Annotated in this window: 15 protein-coding genes; 12 read left to right on the plus strand and 3 right to left on the minus strand. The window is 44.8% G+C overall.

The annotated features are described in order from the left end of the window. Positions 1-121 precede the first annotated feature (121 nt). From AM279_RS04275 to dnaX, 10 genes are all read left to right on the plus strand, one after another. Positions 122-2,041: a M1 family metallopeptidase gene (locus AM279_RS04275; RefSeq protein ID WP_054406406.1), complete on the plus strand. Its 1,920-nt coding sequence runs from the start codon at positions 122-124 to the stop codon at positions 2,039-2,041. Positions 2,042-2,416: 375 nt separating this feature from the next. Then, the gene (locus tag AM279_RS04280; protein ID WP_054406407.1) at positions 2,417-2,851 is read left to right on the plus strand and encodes a tetratricopeptide repeat protein; all 435 of its coding nucleotides are present in this window, start codon (positions 2,417-2,419) and stop codon (positions 2,849-2,851) included. 11 nt (positions 2,852-2,862) lie between these two features. Continuing rightward, entirely contained in the window at positions 2,863-3,516 is a 654-nt protein-coding gene (locus tag AM279_RS04285; RefSeq protein ID WP_054406408.1) for an XAC2610-related protein, read from the plus strand. 252 nt (positions 3,517-3,768) lie between these two features. Further along, positions 3,769-5,034 (plus strand): GldM family protein, encoded by a 1,266-nt coding sequence (locus AM279_RS04290; RefSeq protein WP_054406409.1) that lies wholly within the window; start codon positions 3,769-3,771, stop codon positions 5,032-5,034. A 109-nt stretch (positions 5,035-5,143) separates the two neighbouring features. After that, positions 5,144-5,539 carry a GldM family protein gene (locus tag AM279_RS04295; protein ID WP_054406410.1) on the plus strand — a complete coding sequence of 132 codons (396 nt, stop codon included), beginning with the start codon at positions 5,144-5,146 and terminating at the stop codon, positions 5,537-5,539. Between the two features lie 295 nt (positions 5,540-5,834). Then, the gene (locus tag AM279_RS04300) at positions 5,835-7,259 is read left to right on the plus strand and encodes an L-serine ammonia-lyase (protein WP_054406411.1); all 1,425 of its coding nucleotides are present in this window, start codon (positions 5,835-5,837) and stop codon (positions 7,257-7,259) included. A 142-nt stretch (positions 7,260-7,401) separates the two neighbouring features. After that, positions 7,402-7,707 (plus strand): hypothetical protein, encoded by a 306-nt coding sequence (locus AM279_RS04305; RefSeq protein WP_054406412.1) that lies wholly within the window; start codon positions 7,402-7,404, stop codon positions 7,705-7,707. Between the two features lie 3 nt (positions 7,708-7,710). Beyond that, the gene (locus tag AM279_RS04310; protein ID WP_054406413.1) at positions 7,711-8,793 is read left to right on the plus strand and encodes a DNA topoisomerase IB; all 1,083 of its coding nucleotides are present in this window, start codon (positions 7,711-7,713) and stop codon (positions 8,791-8,793) included. A 113-nt stretch (positions 8,794-8,906) separates the two neighbouring features. Then, positions 8,907-10,157 carry a Na+/H+ antiporter gene (locus AM279_RS04315; RefSeq protein WP_054406414.1) on the plus strand — a complete coding sequence of 417 codons (1,251 nt, stop codon included), beginning with the start codon at positions 8,907-8,909 and terminating at the stop codon, positions 10,155-10,157. Positions 10,158-10,322: 165 nt separating this feature from the next. Next, positions 10,323-11,408: a DNA polymerase III subunit gamma/tau gene (gene dnaX / locus AM279_RS04320; protein ID WP_054406415.1), complete on the plus strand. Its 1,086-nt coding sequence runs from the start codon at positions 10,323-10,325 to the stop codon at positions 11,406-11,408. Positions 11,409-11,475: 67 nt separating this feature from the next. Here dnaX and AM279_RS20595 read toward each other — a convergent pair whose 3' ends face one another. After that, entirely contained in the window at positions 11,476-11,634 is a 159-nt protein-coding gene (locus tag AM279_RS20595; RefSeq protein ID WP_160316427.1) for a hypothetical protein, read from the minus strand. A 4-nt stretch (positions 11,635-11,638) separates the two neighbouring features. Between AM279_RS20595 and AM279_RS20455 the strand changes: the two genes are divergently transcribed. Both AM279_RS20455 and AM279_RS04330 read left to right on the plus strand, forming a co-directional pair. Beyond that, positions 11,639-12,067, plus strand: a complete 429-nt coding sequence (locus AM279_RS20455; RefSeq protein ID WP_074961718.1) for a hypothetical protein — start codon at positions 11,639-11,641, stop codon at positions 12,065-12,067. Between the two features lie 96 nt (positions 12,068-12,163). Continuing rightward, positions 12,164-13,930 carry a mechanosensitive ion channel family protein gene (locus tag AM279_RS04330; protein WP_054406416.1) on the plus strand — a complete coding sequence of 589 codons (1,767 nt, stop codon included), beginning with the start codon at positions 12,164-12,166 and terminating at the stop codon, positions 13,928-13,930. Between the two features lie 68 nt (positions 13,931-13,998). On the opposite strand, the gene AM279_RS04335 is transcribed toward AM279_RS04330, so the two are convergent. After that, positions 13,999-15,303: a tetratricopeptide repeat protein gene (locus tag AM279_RS04335; protein WP_074961720.1), complete on the minus strand. Its 1,305-nt coding sequence runs from the start codon at positions 15,301-15,303 to the stop codon at positions 13,999-14,001. 17 nt (positions 15,304-15,320) lie between these two features. Then, a complete protein-coding gene (gene gyrA, locus AM279_RS04340; protein WP_054406418.1) occupies positions 15,321-17,897 on the minus strand; it encodes a DNA gyrase subunit A in 2,577 nt (858 codons plus the stop codon). Between the last annotated feature and the right edge of the window lie 28 nt (positions 17,898-17,925).

The raw sequence follows: 17,925 nt of genomic DNA on the forward strand, positions 1-17,925 counted from the left end.
TATACCCTTATTTTTTGACAAATTCAATTCATCCTGCCTGTTGACACATAATTTTAATATTAAATTTTAGTTAGGTATATTTGATGCCTAATGTATTAACTAACCCCAACATTTACGTTGAATGAAATTACCAAGACTACTCCTCCTCACAGGGCTTATTAGCCTTACTGCTGCCGCACAGGAAGTTATACCTAACAACCAGCACCTTTTTGATGATGTTATGTACCGCCGTGGCAACGATTACCGCGCTGCATCGGGCGTTCCGGGGCCTAAATACTGGCAAAACAGCGCCGATTATGTTATTGAAGCCGACCTGAACGACCAAACCAACATACTAAAAGGCAGGTTAACCATGACCTACCACAACAACTCCCCGCAGGAACTGCCTTATATATGGCTGTATGTAGAGCAAAACCGCTTTACAGATACTTCCCGCGGCACGCTAACCACCCCAATTATGGGCAACCGCTACAGTGGCGATACTGATGGTGGCCTAACCATTACTAACCTGGTTGCCAAGACTAAAGGCACATCAAACAAATATGTTATTAGCGATACCCGTATGCAGGTTATACTTGCCGAGCCGCTAAAACCGGGCAAAACCGCCACCATAAGCATGGATTTTGAGTTCCACATTCCGGAAGCAGGTATGGACCGCATGGGCCGCCTTGATACTAACGGCGGTACTACCTACTCTATGGCACAATGGTATCCGCGTGCAGCTGTTTATGATGACGTAGTAGGCTGGAACACTGAGCCTTACCTTGGTGCAGGTGAATTTTATGTTGAATACGGAAACTTTGATTACAAGGTAACCGTGCCTTACAACCACATTGTGGTGGGCAGCGGCGAACTTGTAAACGCTAAAGAGGTACTTACCAAAGAACAGCTAAAGCGCTGGGAACAAGCTAAAAACAGCGACAAAACCGTGGTGCTTATCAGCGATACCGAAGCCGGTAACCCAGCCCTTACAAGGCCGGTGCAAAGCGGTAAGGTTACCTGGCATTTTAAAATGAATAACAGCCGCGATATAGCCTGGGCCAGCGCCAAAAACTTTATTTGGGATGCTGCCCGCATTAACCTGCCAAGCGGCAAAAAGGCTGTGGCTCAGAGTGCTTACACTAAAGAAAGCGCAGGCGAAAAAGCCTGGGGACGCAGTACAGAATATACCAAAGCCTCTATAGAACACTACTCATCTATGTGGTTTGAGTACCCGTGGCCTAATGCCGTAAACGTGGCAAGTAACGCCGGCGGTATGGAATACCCGGGTGTATCATTCTGTAGTGCAGGCAGTTCGGGTGGCGACCTGTGGGATGTAACCGACCACGAATTTGGCCACAACTGGTTCCCTATGATAGTGGGCAGCAACGAGCGCCGCTATGCCTGGATGGATGAGGGTTTCAATACCTTTATAAACTACTACAGCACCCTGGCCTTTAATAACGGTGAGTATCAGAGCGATATAGCCAAAAGCCGCAACCGCGTGCACTGGTTTAAATCTAAATACCGCGAGAGTATTGCTACCTACCCTGACGTTGCCAAGTCTATGAACCTGGGTTACACAGCTTACTACAAGCCTGCAACAGGCCTTATCATGCTGAGGGAGTACATATTAGGCCATGAGCGTTTTGATTATGCCTTCCGCCAGTACATTAAAAACTGGGCGTTTAAGCACCCACAACCAAGCGACTTCTTTAACGCTATGGACAACGCTGCCGGCGAGAACCTGAACTGGTTCTGGAGGGGATGGTTTGTAGAAAACGCCAATATAGACCTGGGTATCAAAGATGTAAGCGCTATAAAAGGCGGCACAACCATAACCTTTATCAACAGTGGCACTATGCCTGCACCGGTGGTATTTAAGGTTACGTATGACGATAACTCATCAGAAATCAAGACGTTACCGGTTGAAGTATGGCAACGTACCAACGAATGGAAATACCTGCTTAAGTCAGACAAAACGGTTAAGGCTGTGGAGATTGACCCGGAAAGGGTACTGCCGGATATTACCGCCAGCGACAATACCTGGACTAAGGAGTAATTTCCTATAGAAATAAGACATATCATTTTTATGAAATCCGCAAAATTTTAAGTTTTGCGGATTTTTTTATTTTTGATGTATTTTCTTATGTTTTAACTTTATTTTAACGCTAATATTTCACTTTCGGAGTTCGATATTCAGTTTTAAAGTCAAAAGTTTGTAAAGTCATAAAGTCTGGCTATTCTCATTTCAGACTTTTGACTTTCGACGTTAAACTTTCGTCCGGTTTATCTCATTTTTTAGTGCAAAAATGGCTGCACTAAATCCTGTAAAAACCATCGTAACTTTGCAGAAGATTTTTGGCCCCAATTTTTACAGCTGTATATTTTTACGATTAAGATTTACGTTATATTAGCATCAAACCAATCACCAGCCATGAAACACCTATTCTTCTCCCTCCTGTTCCTCCCTTTTATAGCATTGGCACAGCAACAGCAACCCTCGCCACAATTTACACAGTTGGTTAAACAGGCCGATTCGCTCGCTATGGCTAAGCAATACAAAAACGCCATAGAGGCTTACAGCAAAGCCATTGCCATAAACCCGGATAAAGAAGTCACTTTCAGGCGTGGTGCGGCTTACCTGTCGTTACAGCAACACGATAAGGCCATTGCCGATTTTACCTATGCCATAAACCACCCCGATATAAGCCATTCCACGCTTACCACGGCATATTATATGCGTGGGCTTTGCAAACTATTAAACAATGGCGAATATACCCCAACCGGTTGCGACGACCTTAGCATGGCCAAATCGTTAGGCTTAAATTTAGACGAGGCCGGCAGTATTGTTAATTACTATTGCCCTTAACTTTTAGGTATATGAAACACCTCTTACTACTCCTGTTTACGGCAATCCCCTATTTTACCGCCGCACAAAACGGCTATGTAGCCCTGGAGGCCGATGGTTACCTCATGTTTTCTATTGACAGCCTTGAAACCTATACCAACGTTACCCTAAAAGGCAAAAAGCCGCTACAGTACCGCATAACATTGGTTGACGAAGTTACGGCCCTGCTCTCGCAGAATATAAAGGGCAGCTATATAGTGCAGGACACAATTCCGTGCGATGTAAACAACTGGCAGTGGCAGGAAAATGCCCCTATAGTATCTTCTTTCAGGGTCACAGATTTCAACAACGATGGACATCAGGATTTGGTTTGTATTAATGAAATGGCGGCGCACGGCAATGCTTACACTCAAATATTCCTCAACAGTGCCAAAGATGAAAGGCTGGTAAAGCTTATTGATGCCGAAACCAACAACGATTACTTTAGCAACCCCGAATATGACGACCGTAGAAAAATCCTGATTACTTCTGAATCAGGCGGTATTTACGGCTATACTACAACAAAATACAGGATAATTAAAAACCATGCACAACCTTTTGAACGTACAGTGGCCGAGCCCGGTGAGGATGAATTTATTGAACGTAACTATACCTACAAAAACGGGAATTGGATATCTGTAAAATAGTCGAAAGTAATAAAGTCAAAGGTCAAAAACCCGGAACCTAATATGGGCAAAGCTTTGTAGCCTTTAAGAGAATGTCCTTAGTGTAAAATCTTGGTGGCCTTAGTGATAGAAAAAATTATGCGCTATTTGTGTCCAAACGATAGTCCTATGGCGGGGTGGTTAAAACACAATTGACCCTGTAAGGGTCGCGCATATTAGCCCGGGGCAACGCCCTAAGAGACATGGTATATAAACGAAACCAACAACCAACCAATGAAATACATCTTTTTATTACTACTCAGCATAAGCGCCTTTGCACAGGAAGGCCGTGCCATAATATCGCTTGACAAAGATAATATTGTGTATCGCGGCATAGACAACCTTCTCAAAATTGGTGTGCCCGGTTTAGAACAAACCAATATAACGGTAACATCCACCGGCGGACAGATTAAACCCATAGAAAACCAGCCGGGGTATTATAAGTGGAATGTAACATCAGTAAGTGGTATGAGGTCAAAAGTTATGATCACTTATAAAAATGCTAATGGTAAAACGGTTGTAGAAAACAAAGAGTTTAGGGTTGTACCTGTACCTCCGCCTTATGCATATATAGAAAATCAAAAAAGTTGTTGCGAATATGAATACCATCTTACACGTAAGCAAATAGCCAACTTAAAACTTAACACAACTATAGACACATATCATGAACATGGTGATGCATTTTATAAAGTAGAAGAGTTTACACTCTATATGCCTAAAGACACAATTACCATACAAGGCAATACCATACCAGACAGTATTAAAGTTAAAATAGAATCCCTGCAAACGGGTTCTGTTATAATAATTAACCATATAAGAAGAAACAATCCTGACCCCCGCTTACTTTTAAAAGGTGTTGCCCCCCTTACTATCGAAGTTGTTGATGACCCGCTGCCTTACAAAGAAGAAGAACTGCCCGGGCCCATTGCCTACTCGCCACAATTTCGCACGCTGTACCGCGGTATAGAAAACAAGCTTATACTTACAGTACCGGGCGCTAAATCATTTAAGGCTACTGCACCGGGATTGAAAAAAATTAATGATAACGGCGACTATATTTTTAACGTATCTGCAGTTAAGGGAGATAAAGTTGATGTCGATTTTGAGGTAACCCTGCACGGAGATTCGCTGATTTACTACAAAGAACAGTATGAAATTTTAAATATAGAATTGCGCGGGCTTATCAACAATAAGGGCTGTAATGGCTGTACGGTTGAAATGAAGGCCAAAGATTTTGAAAACGCAGTAATAAGCCTGAGCTTTGATAATGTTATGGTGCCTGCTTACAGAAATGTACCCATATCATCATATATAATAGCAGTAACAGACGAAAAAGCCATTGAGGTTAAGGGAGATAAAATTACATCCGAAGTATATAAGGAAATACAAAAACTAAAACCTGGCTCAAAAATCAGAATAATAGTGACAGACTACAATCTTCCCGAAACAGGTATGGTAGGCGTAAGACCGCCAATGATTGAAACCGTACTGATTAAATAATCTAATAAAATCTTCATTCATCCGCTCAATCCGTGTTATCCGTATTTCATAATAAAATCACTTACTAATCAAATAATTACGTATCTTACAGCAATAAAACACAACCGCCATGAAATACATCCTTTTCCTTTTGATTAGCGTAAGCGCTTTTGCACAAAATGCATCAAATGTTACAGCCTCCAGCCACAAAGTATTAATCAACGGACAGAGTATGCAGGACGACGTACTCAAATTTACCCGCGAACAGCTTAAAGAAGCCGTTGTAACCCTTGACCCGGCCGCAAACTTGCCTGAAAAAACCCATATAGCCTGTTTTGAGTTAACGTTCCCCGAAAAGCCCCGTCACGTTATAGGAGGCAATAAGGTATTGGTAAATGTTCATCAAGCCATTTCCCGCCTAAAATCCGGCGATACCGTCATTATTCAAAACATAAAATATCAGGTTCCCGGCGATAAAACGTGGCATAAATACACCGGCAGCCAAAAGATTATGATTGTAGAGTAACTGTTCATTTCAGGTTTAAAGTTTAAAGTTTCAGGTTGGGCTTCACTCACACTTAAAATCTCCGTGATATAACCCCAAAAACTTTGCGTCCCGATAGCTATCGGGATTACGCCTTCTTTGCGCAATTTTGTGATATAAACAGTTAAAACGCACCGGCAGGCAGAACCTGAAACTTTAAACCTGATACAAATTTAAATAATCAACAAATTAACCACTAAAACGTTGTAGCAATCATAAATTAATTACATTTGCTCCTTGCAAAACTACTATATTTGCAACAATTCCGCGAATTGCTATGACCGAATGTATTTCTGTTTTTGATATGCTCAAGATAGGCGTAGGCCCTTCGAGCTCACACACTTTGGGGCCATGGCGTGGCGCCGAACGCTTTCTTAATGAACTGCGCGAAGAAGGCATTTTTAACGCCGTTACCCGCGTGCAGGTAGACCTCTATGGCTCACTTTCCCTTACCGGGAAAGGCCACGCGACCGACCTTGCCGTGATGCTGGGGCTTAGCGGTGCCGACCCTGAGTATGTGCCCATCGAAAGCATTTCAGATATTATAAACAGCATCAGCGTAAGCTACCGGCTCAACCTGGGTGGCGAAAAAATAATCCCGTTTTTTATTAATACCGATATTGTTTTTAACCGCAACTTCCTGCCGTTTCATGCCAATGGTTTTACCTTTACGGCGCAATATGACGGCGGCGAATACACCTCTACCTTTTATTCAATAGGTGGTGGCTTTGTAGTTAAGGAAGAGCGTGTTGTAGCAAAAGAAAAACAGGAAATACGCAAGTCGTTCCCATACCCTGTAGATAAGGCCGACGAGCTTTTAAAATACTGCCACGAGCTAAACATGAGCATTAGCGAGGTGGTGTATGAAAACGAAAAATCCATCCGCACCGAAGATGAAATCCACCACGAACTAATGCGTGTGTGGAACACCATGCTGGAGTGTATGCATACCGGTTGCCATACCGAAGGCATACTGCCGGGAGGGCTAAACGTGCGCCGCCGTGCTTTTGATATGCACAGCAAACTCATTGGCGATTTGCCCTACACTACCCCACAGGAATGGCTTCAGGTTATCCGCAAAACCGAGGTCAAATTCCGCCAGATACTCAAATGGGTTAGCTGCTTTGCCCTTGCGGTAAATGAGGTTAATGCTGCCCTGGGCCGTGTGGTTACCGCACCTACTAACGGTAGTGCGGGTGTTATTCCGGCTGTGCTTATGTATTATATGGTTATAGAAAACCACCAGGCCGATGAGCGCCACATAAAACAATTCCTTATGGTGGCCGGCGAAGTGGGCAGCATCTTTAAAAAGGGCGCTACCATCAGCGCTGCTATGGGGGGCTGCCAGGCCGAAATTGGCGTATCGAGCGCTATGGCTGCCGCTGCCTTGTGCGAGGTTATGGGCGGTTCACCCGAGCAATGCCTTATGGCTGCCGAAATTGCCATGGAACACCACCTGGGCATGACGTGCGACCCTATAGGCGGGCTGGTACAAATTCCGTGTATTGAGCGCAATACCATGGGTGCCATTAAAGCCATTAACGCCGCCGAGCTTGCCCTTGAAACCGACCCAAAAAACGCAAAAGTACCTCTTGATAAGGTTGTCAACACCATGTGGCAAACCGCCCAGGACATGAACAATAAGTACAAAGAAACCTCTGAAGGCGGCCTGGCCGTAACGGTTAATAATGCGGATTGCTGATTCAGATAGCAGATGGCAGACGCCTGAAAACTGCTACCTGCTACCTGCCATCTGAAATGTTTAACATTTAGTTGGGTGACTTCAAAAAACATATTGGCTAATTTTAAGTGTAAAACAAACGTAACTTAAAAAATTAGCGATTATGGACAGACAGATGTATCACTACGCAACAGTAAGCAAGGCCCTGCAGGAACTTGCCGAAAAAGGTTTTACAACCGACTTTAACCTTGAAGAAGAACGCATAGCACACAATGCAGATGACTTTACCATTGAGCACATTTATCGCTATGAGGGCGAATCAGACCCCGGCGATGAATCTACCGTATATGGCATAAGGTCTGCCAAAGGCGAAAAAGGCGTGTTTGTAGTTGGCCCCGGTGGCGATGAAAATGACGCTGCGAAACGATTGCTTGATATGAGTATCCGTGGCCGTATTGAACAGCAATAACCCATGGAACGCCTGCAAAAAAAGCTTGAAAAAATAGGGAGCGACCCTAAAACAACCGCTAAAGCCGTTGGCCTGCGCTATTGCTTAGCATCCGATAAAGGATATTACCGCAAGCGCCGCGCCAACGGCTTTTCATATAAAGACGAATCCGGAAATACCGTTAAGGATAAGGAGGTTTTAGAACGTATTAAAAAGCTGGTCATCCCCCCGGCATGGCAATACGTTTGGATTTCCCCTTATCAAAACGGGCACTTGCAGGTAACGGGTATAGATGCCAAAGGCCGCAAGCAATACCGCTACCACCCTGATTGGAATAAAATCAGAAACCAAAGCAAATTTTACCGTCTGCGCCGTTTTGCCCTTGCCCTGCCCCACATACGCGAGCAGGTAGAGCATGACCTGAAGCGGCAGGGGCTGCCTTATGAAAAGGTAGTGGCCCTTGTAATAAAGCTAATTGAGCTCACCAACATACGCATTGGTAACGATGCCTATAAAAAGTTATACGGCTCTTTTGGGCTTACCACCCTTCGCGATAAGCACGTAAAATTTGATGGCGCTACCGTAAACTTTGAGTTTGTGGGTAAAAAGGGCGTTAAGCACAAAATCAAGCTGCAAAGCCGCCGTATGGCCAACCTGGTAAAAAAATGCAGGGACATACCCGGGCAGGAGCTTTTCCAATATTATGACCATGACGGCAAGCACCACAGCATAGGCTCGGCAGATGTAAACCATTACTTAAAAGAAGTATCGGGCGAAGACTTTACCGCCAAAGATTTCCGTGCCTGGGCCGGCAGCCTCAACGCGCTGTGTGCCTTTCATGAATTGGGCGAATTTAAAACCCAGGCCGAGCTTAAAAAGAACATCATTAACGTGTTAGACCACGTGGCGCAAAAACTGGGCAATACCCGCACCGTATGTAAAAAATACTATGTGCATCCCACCGTAGTAGCCGCTTATGAAAACGGTTCTATATGGAACTACAACGCCACCGTTACAGAAACACATAACGCCGGCGAGCTCAACGCATCAGAGCACGCCCTGCTCGACCTGCTTTCCACCGAGAAAATTGCCGAAGTAGTGGCATAAAAATTTAAAAATTGACGATTTAAAGATTGAAAAATTCGTGGGATTTATAAGGTTTACTATATTTATAGTCACGAATTTTTAAATCATTCAATCTTTAAATCGTTCAATAAAAATTGGAAAACTACACCGTAGTACTGTTTATAATGGCCATAATGATAGGGCTTTCTGCCGTGGCCGAAAAGTTTAAATTCCCCTACCCTATATTGCTTATAGTGGCAGGCATTGCCATAGGCTTTGCGCCAGAAGTGCCTAAAATAGAGATAAACCCCGAGATTGTATTCCTTATCTTTTTGCCTCCCCTGCTGTATGATGCTGCTTTTAATATTTCGTTTACCGATTTTAAGACACACATAAGCACCATAAGCACGCTGGCCATAACACTGGTATTCCTCACCACGCTGGGCATAGCCGTAGTGGCACGCTATCTGGTGCCTGGCATGACGTGGCCGCTGGCATTTGTACTGGGCGCCATACTCAGCGCTACCGATGCCGTTGCTGCCATGAGCATTACCAGGGGGCTCAATATATCACATAAAACCAACACCATACTCGAGGGCGAAAGCCTTATAAACGATGCCTCTGCACTTGTGGCCTACCGCTTTGCCGTGGCAGCTGTGGGCGGGGCTTCATTCATATTATGGAAAGCATCCCTCGAGTTTGTAATGCTCCTTGCCGGGGGAATTGTAATTGGTTCGCTTATGTCACGCCTTATTTTTTTATTGAAGTTTGTGCGCCAAAGCCCCATGATTATCATCAGTTTCCTGCTGTTGCTACCGTTTGTAACCTATCTTTTGGCTGAAGAACTCCATGTATCGGGCGTAATAGCCGTGGTAACGCTGGGCCTTTCCATAGCTTTTGTAAGCAACAAGGTGTTCCCCGATAACCTTAAAAACCAGTCGCGCCACATTTGGGATATCATCATCTTTATGCTCAACGGCCTGATTTTTATTTTAATCGGCCTGCAATATCCTTACGTATTAAAAAACATCCCGAAAGACCAGGTAATTCCGTATTTACTATATGCCCTGCTCATAACGGTGGTAACGCTGCTCATCCGCACGTTGCGTGTGTTTATGCAACGCAGCAGGCTAAAAAAGGCACTTTCCATGAAACGCTCGCGCATAACCAAAGAAGCATTGCTCGACTTCCGCACAAGCCTTATTATAAGCTGGAGCGGCATGCGCGGCATAGTATCGCTTGCCATAGCCATTGGGTTACCCAAGGAGCTGGAAGACGGCACGCCCTTCCCCCTGCGCAACGAGATTATATTTATATCAGTAGCCGTAGTGCTGTTTACGTTATTAGGTCAGGGCTTAACACTGCCATGGCTGGTTAAGAAGCTGTCTTCTGAAAAGGAGTGTTAGGTTGGTATATTAGAATTTTGGTATTTTAGAATATTAGACATAACACATAAACACCTAATCATCTGATAGCTAATTGCTGATGGCTGACCGCTTCCGTCCTGTCTAATATTCTAAAATTCTAACATACTAAAATTCCAAAAATCAATTATCTTTGCCAATAGACCTATGGAACAATTCATCGTATCAGCCCGCAAGTACCGCCCCCAAACGTTTAAAGACGTAGTGGGCCAGCAGGCTATTACCAATACGCTGCTAAACGCCATAGACAACAACCACTTAGCCCAGGCGCTGCTGTTTACCGGCCCGCGCGGTGTGGGCAAAACCACCTGCGCACGCATACTGGCCCGCAAAATAAACCAGGAGGGTTATGATGACCCTTTTGAAGATTTTGCCTTTAATGTGTTTGAGCTCGATGCCGCCAGTAACAACTCGGTAGACGACATCCGCAGCCTTATAGACCAGGTGCGCATACCACCCCAAACCGGCAAGTACAAGGTGTATATTATAGATGAGGTGCACATGCTGTCTCAGGCGGCTTTTAATGCGTTCCTTAAAACGCTTGAAGAACCGCCGCGCCATGCCATTTTTATACTGGCTACTACCGAGAAGCACAAGATTATCCCCACTATATTATCGCGCTGCCAGATATTCGACTTTAAGCGCATAACGGTTAAAGATGCCAAAGACCACCTTGCCGAAGTAGCGCGCAGCCAGGGTATTACCTTTGAAGACGATGCACTGCACATTATAGCCCAAAAGGCAGACGGCGCCATGCGCGATGCCCTTTCTATTTTTGACCGTGTGGTAAGTTACTGCGGTACTAACCTTACACGCCAGGCCGTTACCGAAAATCTTAATGTACTTGATTATGAGTATTATGTAAAGGTAACCGACCTTATACTAGGCAACCGTATACCCGAACTGCTGCTTATTTATAACGAAATTTTAGCCAAAGGTTTTGACGGGCACCACTTTGTTGCCGGGCTTGCATCGCATTTCCGCGACCTTATGGTGTGCCAAAACCCTGCCACGCTTGTGCTTTTAGAAGCCGGCGAAGTAGCTCAGGCACTTTATGCCGCACAGGCCCAAAAAGCCAGCCAGGCGTTTTTGCTTCAGGCCATTGATATTGCCAATGATACCGACCTGAAGTATAAAACCAGCCAAAACCAGCGCCTTTTAGTAGAACTGTGCCTTATGCAGCTTGCCTCTATCACTTTTGATGGAGAAAAAAAAAAGTTGACGGCTATATAGTCCCCGCGCATTATTTTAAAGATTCCCAGCCTGTTGTACCGGTTTCAGCACCTGTAGCCAACGCACCTCAGGCCACATCTGCTGCACAACAAACAGCACCTGCACCCATTACTGCACTCCCTGTAAAAGAACTTGAGGTTGAAGAACCCGAAGTAGTAAAGCCTCCCGTTGTTAAAAACGATGACGACGGCCAGCCCAGGGTTTCGGCATTTTCACTCTCGAGCATCAGGATGAAGCGTGAGTTGCAGGAAACGCAGCGTTCGCAGATTAAAAACCCTGATGAGCTTCCGCGCGAAGCCTTTAGCGAGACTGATATGCGCCTGCAATGGAATAAATTTGCACAGCGCCTTAGCGACAGCGGCCAAAAAATTATGGCTACCTATATGCAAATTAACGACCCCGTGCTTGATAAAGACGGGTTTACCATTCGCCTTGAGCTGCCCAATGCCGGCAGCAAGGTAGACTTTGACAATAGCAAGCTCGAACTGCTGGGTTACCTTCGCGGCAAGCTGCACAACCACGATATTGTTATTGATGTGCACGTTAATGAGGTTATCAGCACCCGCCACGCCTTTACCCCCGAAGAAAAATACGAAAAGCTTAAGGCCATTAACCCCGCGCTTGAGCAACTTAGAAAAATGTTTGACCTTGATGTGTAGCATCAGGCAATAAACATCTTTTCGAATAAAATAACGTTAAACCCACTACCCTTTCTTACAGCGTTTCTTTAACTTTACTAAGCTAAACCAACTGCCATGTACACACCTTTCAAAAACCGGCTTGCACTGCTTAGCCTTTTTGCACTTTTATGTTTACCTGTATCGCTTAGCGCGCAACTATTGGGCGCAGCTGCTTCAGATGCCAAAGAGACAGTACAGGAGGTACCCAAAGATTCTTTGGGGCGCGACAACCCACGCAGTACGGTAGATGGTTTTTTAAACGCTATGGGCGATCAGAACTACAACCGTGCCAGCCAGTACCTTACCCTGCGCAGGTCGGTTAGGCGAAGCAGCCAAAAGAAAAAAGTAGTACAGGCATTTCAAAGGCTGCTGGATACCGGTGGTGATTTTTATGCATCGTCCCTGCTTAGCAACAAAGCCACCGGCCGTACCGATGACGACCTTGAACCGAATACCGACCAGGTAGGTAAAATCACAGTTGGTGAAGACGAAATAAACCTGTATGTAGAAAACACAGCCGGCGAAGGCAAACCACCCGTTTGGCGTTTTACCCAGGAAACCGTAGACGATGTTACCTCCATAAACATAAAAAGCGACCTGCTGATTGATAAGGTACTGCCTGCCTCAATGCGCGAACGCCGCCTGTGGGGTGTACCTGTAGGCCATTGGCTGGCAGTTATAGCCATTGGTATACTATCATACCTGGTGGCATGGGGATTAATATCGCTCTTAGGCACCATACTCTCTAAATTCTGGAAAAAAGAAAAGCGCGAAAAAGCAACTGCCATAATTCAGGCTTTTGAACAGCCTGTGCGCCTGTACCTTGCGGTTCGCCTTTTTGTTGCGGTATCATTACAGGTGGGCATATCTATCATTGTGCGTCAAAAATTTAACACCATAATTTTTACCGCTACCATATTTGCATTCCTTATCCTGCTGTGGAGGCTTACTGATTATTTAAGTATTTATACACAGCAACGCATGACGTTGCGCAAACGCCTCTCCGCAATATCAGTAATACTGTTTTTGCGCCGTATGGCTAAAATAGTTATTGTAGTAATAGGTGTTATAGCCGTGCTAAGCGCTGTAGGTTTTGATGTTACCACCTGGCTTGCCGCACTGGGCATAGGTGGTATTGCCCTTGCACTTGGTGCACAAAAAACAGTGGAGAACTTTGTGGGCAGCGTTACCCTGATTGCAGACCAGCCCATTCGCGTAGGCGATTTTTGTAAAGTTGGCGAAATAAAAGGCACCGTAGAAAGCATAGGTATGCGCAGTACCCGTCTGCGCACCCCTGAGCGCACAATTGTAACCATACCAAATGGGTTGTTTAGCAGTAACAATATTGAAAATTATGCCCATCGCGATAAATTTTTCTTTAACCCTGTACTTGAATTCCGTATGGAAACTACTCCGGCACAACTGCGCTACCTGCTGGTGGAAATACGCACCATGTTCTATTCACACCCGAAAGTAAGCAATGAGCCGGCTAAAGTACGCTTTGGTGGCCTTACCGCAAGTGGCTACAAAATCGAAATTAACGCCTACATTGAAGCCCCGAATATTGATACCGCCGAAGAAGTGGAAGAAGACCTGTACCTGCGCATACTGGATATTGTAGCCGCCAGCGGCACTGATTTTGCCTACCCCAGCCAAACCCTGTATATGGCCCGCGATAAAGGTATTGATGAAGATAAAACCAGGCTGGCCGCAGAAAAAGTACAGCACTGGGTTGATACTGATGACCTGCAGCTACCCGCTTTTGACCCGGAACGTATTGAAGCCCTTAAGGACAAAATACAATACCCGCCAAAAGGCAGTATTTCCGCTAAGGAAGAATAGGAAATAAACATATGTAAAATAAGAAAGGCCCTGCATTTGCAGGGCCTTCTTGTATAAATAAACAGGAATTACTGTTTACGTTTTGCTTTAAATTCAGCAGCTTTATCGCTCATTTCAAGCGCCTGGTAAAGGCTGGCCAGCATACCTATTGTGTACTGGTCGTTTTTATCAAGGTTATACGCTTTTTCATAGTAACCTACAGCAGCCTTATAGTTGGTTTCTTTCTGCTTTTTAAGTTCGGCATACTTTTTATTATCAGCAGCAGAGTTACCAAGGTCGTTCATTTGCTTTGTAAGTGATTCCTCATCCATTAGCATAAGGTCACCCAGCCTTACATAAGCCAGCTGGTAGTCAGGCTTAATTTCAATAGCCTTTTTGTAGTTGGCTTCAGCCTCTTTAGCATTGGTTTGTGCACTTACAGCCGCAAGGTTATAAAAGAGGTCGGCATTGTTAGGCTGTTTTGCCACAGCCTCATTTATAAGCCTTTTGTAACCGTCATAATCTTTAGCAGTAAGGTAGAAGTTAGCCTCAGCAATAATAAGCCCCACATCGTTAGGGTTTAGCTTACGTGCATTAGCAATAGCTTCTTTAGCTTTATCTTCCTGGCCAAGCTCAAGGTACAAAAGTGCAATGTTCCTTACAATTTCGCCTTTAACCGATTCAAATTTCTGCTCAGAAGGCGTGTCATACCCTTGTAAAAGTGCAGCATCCCTTACAGATTTGTTAGGGAAAGACTCAACCACACCGGTAGCTTTGTTTCTTGCAGTAAATGCAGAACCCTCGCCTGTCCAGCCGGTTTTGTCAAGCTCTAAATAATAGTCAAGGGCTTTTTTAAACTCTTTTGCGTTTACTGCATAAGATGCAGCCCTGTACAGCATATAATTATCTGTAGTATCAAGGCCATAAGCCGTATAGAAATACTGAGATGCCAGTGCAAGCTCATCACCTTTTACAAGCTGGTCTCCCAATGTAGATATAACCGCTTTAACCCTTGGGTAAATCTCATCAATAATAATCTTGGTATACTTTTGCTTACCGTCTTTTTCAAGCTCAATAACATGGTCAAAAGCATCTTTCATGTGAAAGTAATAATCAGATGAAGCCGTAGGGTTTGTCATCATCTGGCTAAGCTGGCCCAGATTATACTTACCTTTATAGAAATAAATTTCTATTTGCTGCTCTTTTTCAGCAAACGCAAGCTTGGTTTCGGCAGCGTCTACCAGGTTTTTATATTCCTGTACATCGGCAGCAGTAGGCTCTTCCATTTTTTCAAACTTGGTGTCATACTTTTTCAGGGCCTTAAGCTCATCTTTTTGTGCATAAGCACCCATAGAGAGCATAAGTGCTGCAGCTAATACAAATCTAATTTTCATAAGTTGCAAATTATAGTTTATTCAATTGTTTCGTCAGTATCTTCAGTCCCCAGCTCAAGGTCTTCGGCATCGGTACCTTCCGGAAGGATTATACCGTTAATACCGTTTTCATCACCTGCTTCAAGGGCTTCGTTTTCAGCTTCCTCAACGGCCTCTTCCTCACGCATTACTTTGGTTACGGCAGCAATAGAGTCGTTACCTTTGATGTTAATAAGCCTTACGCCTTGTGTGGCACGGCCCATAACACGCAGGTCGCTTACCTTCATACGTATGGTAAGGCCAGACTTGTTAATGATCATAAGGTCATCAGCATCAGTAACGTTATTAATAGACACCAGTGCACCGGTCTTATCGGTAATGCTAAGTGTTTTAACACCCTTACCGCCACGGTTGGTAATACGATAATCTTCAAGGCTCGAACGCTTGCCATATCCATTTTCAGACACCACAAGTATCTCACTGTTCATATCATTTACAGATACCATGCCAATTACTTCATCTTTCTCATCGGCCAGCGTTATACCACGAACTCCCGAAGCGCTGCGGCCCATTGGGCGGGTCTTACCTTCTTCAAAACGCACCAGCTTACCGCTCTTAACGGCAATAAGCACCTGGCTTTCGCCTGTGGTTAGTTTTGCTTCAAGCAGCTCATCGTCTTCACGTATGGTAATGGCCGCAATACCGTTAGTCCTTGGGCGGCTGTATTGCTCAAGCGAAGTCTTTTTAACAATACCCTGCTTGGTAGCCATAATAACGTAGTGGCTGTTTATGTACTCCTCATTTTTAAGGTCCTGGGTACAAATGAAAGCCTTAACCTTATCATCGTTTTCTATATTAATAAGGTTTTGTATGGCGCGGCCTTTGCTGGTTTTGCTGCCTTCCGGAATTTCATATACCCTCATCCAGAAACACTTGCCTTTTTGTGTAAAGAACAGCATGTACTGGTGGTTGGTAGCCACAAACAGATGCTCCAGGAAGTCGGCATCGCGGGTAGCCACACCTTTCTGGCCTACACCGCCACGGCTTTGGGTTTTGTATTCGCTAAGCGGGGTACGCTTAATGTAGCCGGCGTGGCTTATGGTAATAACCACATTCTCGTCGGCAATAAGGTCTTCAATGCTCACGTCGCCACCGGCATATTCAATCTGGCTGCGGCGGTCATCGCCAAACTTATCTTTAATTTCAGTAAGCTCTTCTTTAATAAGCTCCATCCTTAGCTCTTTGCTTTCAAGGAGTGCTTTTAATTCGGCTATTAACTTCATTATTTCGGCATATTCTGCACGAAGCTTATCCTGCTCAAGGCCGGTAAGCTGCCTTAGCCTCATTTCTACAATGGCGCGCGCCTGGATTTCGCTCAGGTTAAAGCGCTCCATTAATTTGGCACGGGCTTCTTCGCCGTCTTTACTGCCACGGATTATGGCAATAACCTCGTCTATATTATCAGATGCTATAATAAGGCCTTCTAATATGTGTGCCCTCTCCTCTGCCTTGCGAAGCTCATACTGCGTGCGGCGTACTACCACATCATGCCTGTGCTCCACAAAGTAATGAATCATTTCTTTAAGGTTAAGCAGCTGAGGGCGGCCGTTTACAAGCGCAATGTTATTTACGCTGAAAGAAGACTGTAGCTGTGTAAACTTATATAAGGTGTTAAGCACCACATTAGGCACGGCATCTTTTTTAAGTATGTACACAATGCGCATACCGTTACGGTCAGACTCATCGCGAATATTGGCAATACCGTCAATTTTCTTCTCGTTAACCATGTCAGCCGTTTTCTTGATCATGTCGGCTTTATTAACCTGGTACGGAATTTCGGTAACAATAATACACTCACGCCCGTCTACTTCTTCAAAACTGGTCTTGGCACGCACAACAACGCGGCCACGGCCTGTTTTAAATGCTTCGCGCACGCCCTCATAACCATATATTGTACCGCCTGTAGGAAAATCAGGTGCTTTTATATGGTGCATAAGTTCGTCTATCTCAATATCGTTATTGTCAATATAGGCAAGGGTACCGTCTATAACTTCGGTAAGGTTGTGCGGGGCCATATTGGTGGCCATACCCACAGCAATACCGCTGGCACCGTTTACAAGCAGGTTGGGCACACGCGTAGGCATTACAGTAGGCTCCTGCAGGGTGTCGTCAAAGTTATACTGAAAGTCAACGGTTTCTTTGTCAAGGTCGCTCATAATTTCCTCAGAAATCTTTTTAAGCCTGGCCTCGGTATAACGCATTGCAGCGGGGCTGTCGCCATCTACAGAGCCAAAGTTACCCTGTCCGTCTACAAGCAGGTAGCGCAGGCTCCATTCCTGGGCCATACGCACCATAGTATCATATACTGATGAGTCTCCGTGCGGGTGGTATTTACCCAGCACCTCTCCTACAATCCTTGCTGATTTTTTGTGGGCCCTGTTGCTCATTACGCCCAATTCATACATTCCGTAAAGTACCCTTCTGTGCACGGGTTTCAAGCCATCCCTAACATCCGGAAGCGCCCTTGATACGATTACCGACATCGAATAGTCGATATACGCACTTTTCATTTGGTCTTCTATGTTAATGGGAATTAACTTTTCTCCTTCTGCCATAAATAGTTATATTAAAATTTATAGATTT

Source organism: Flavobacterium akiainvivens, assembly GCF_001278115.1.
GTDB classification, from domain to species: domain Bacteria; phylum Bacteroidota; class Bacteroidia; order Flavobacteriales; family Flavobacteriaceae; genus Flavobacterium; species Flavobacterium akiainvivens.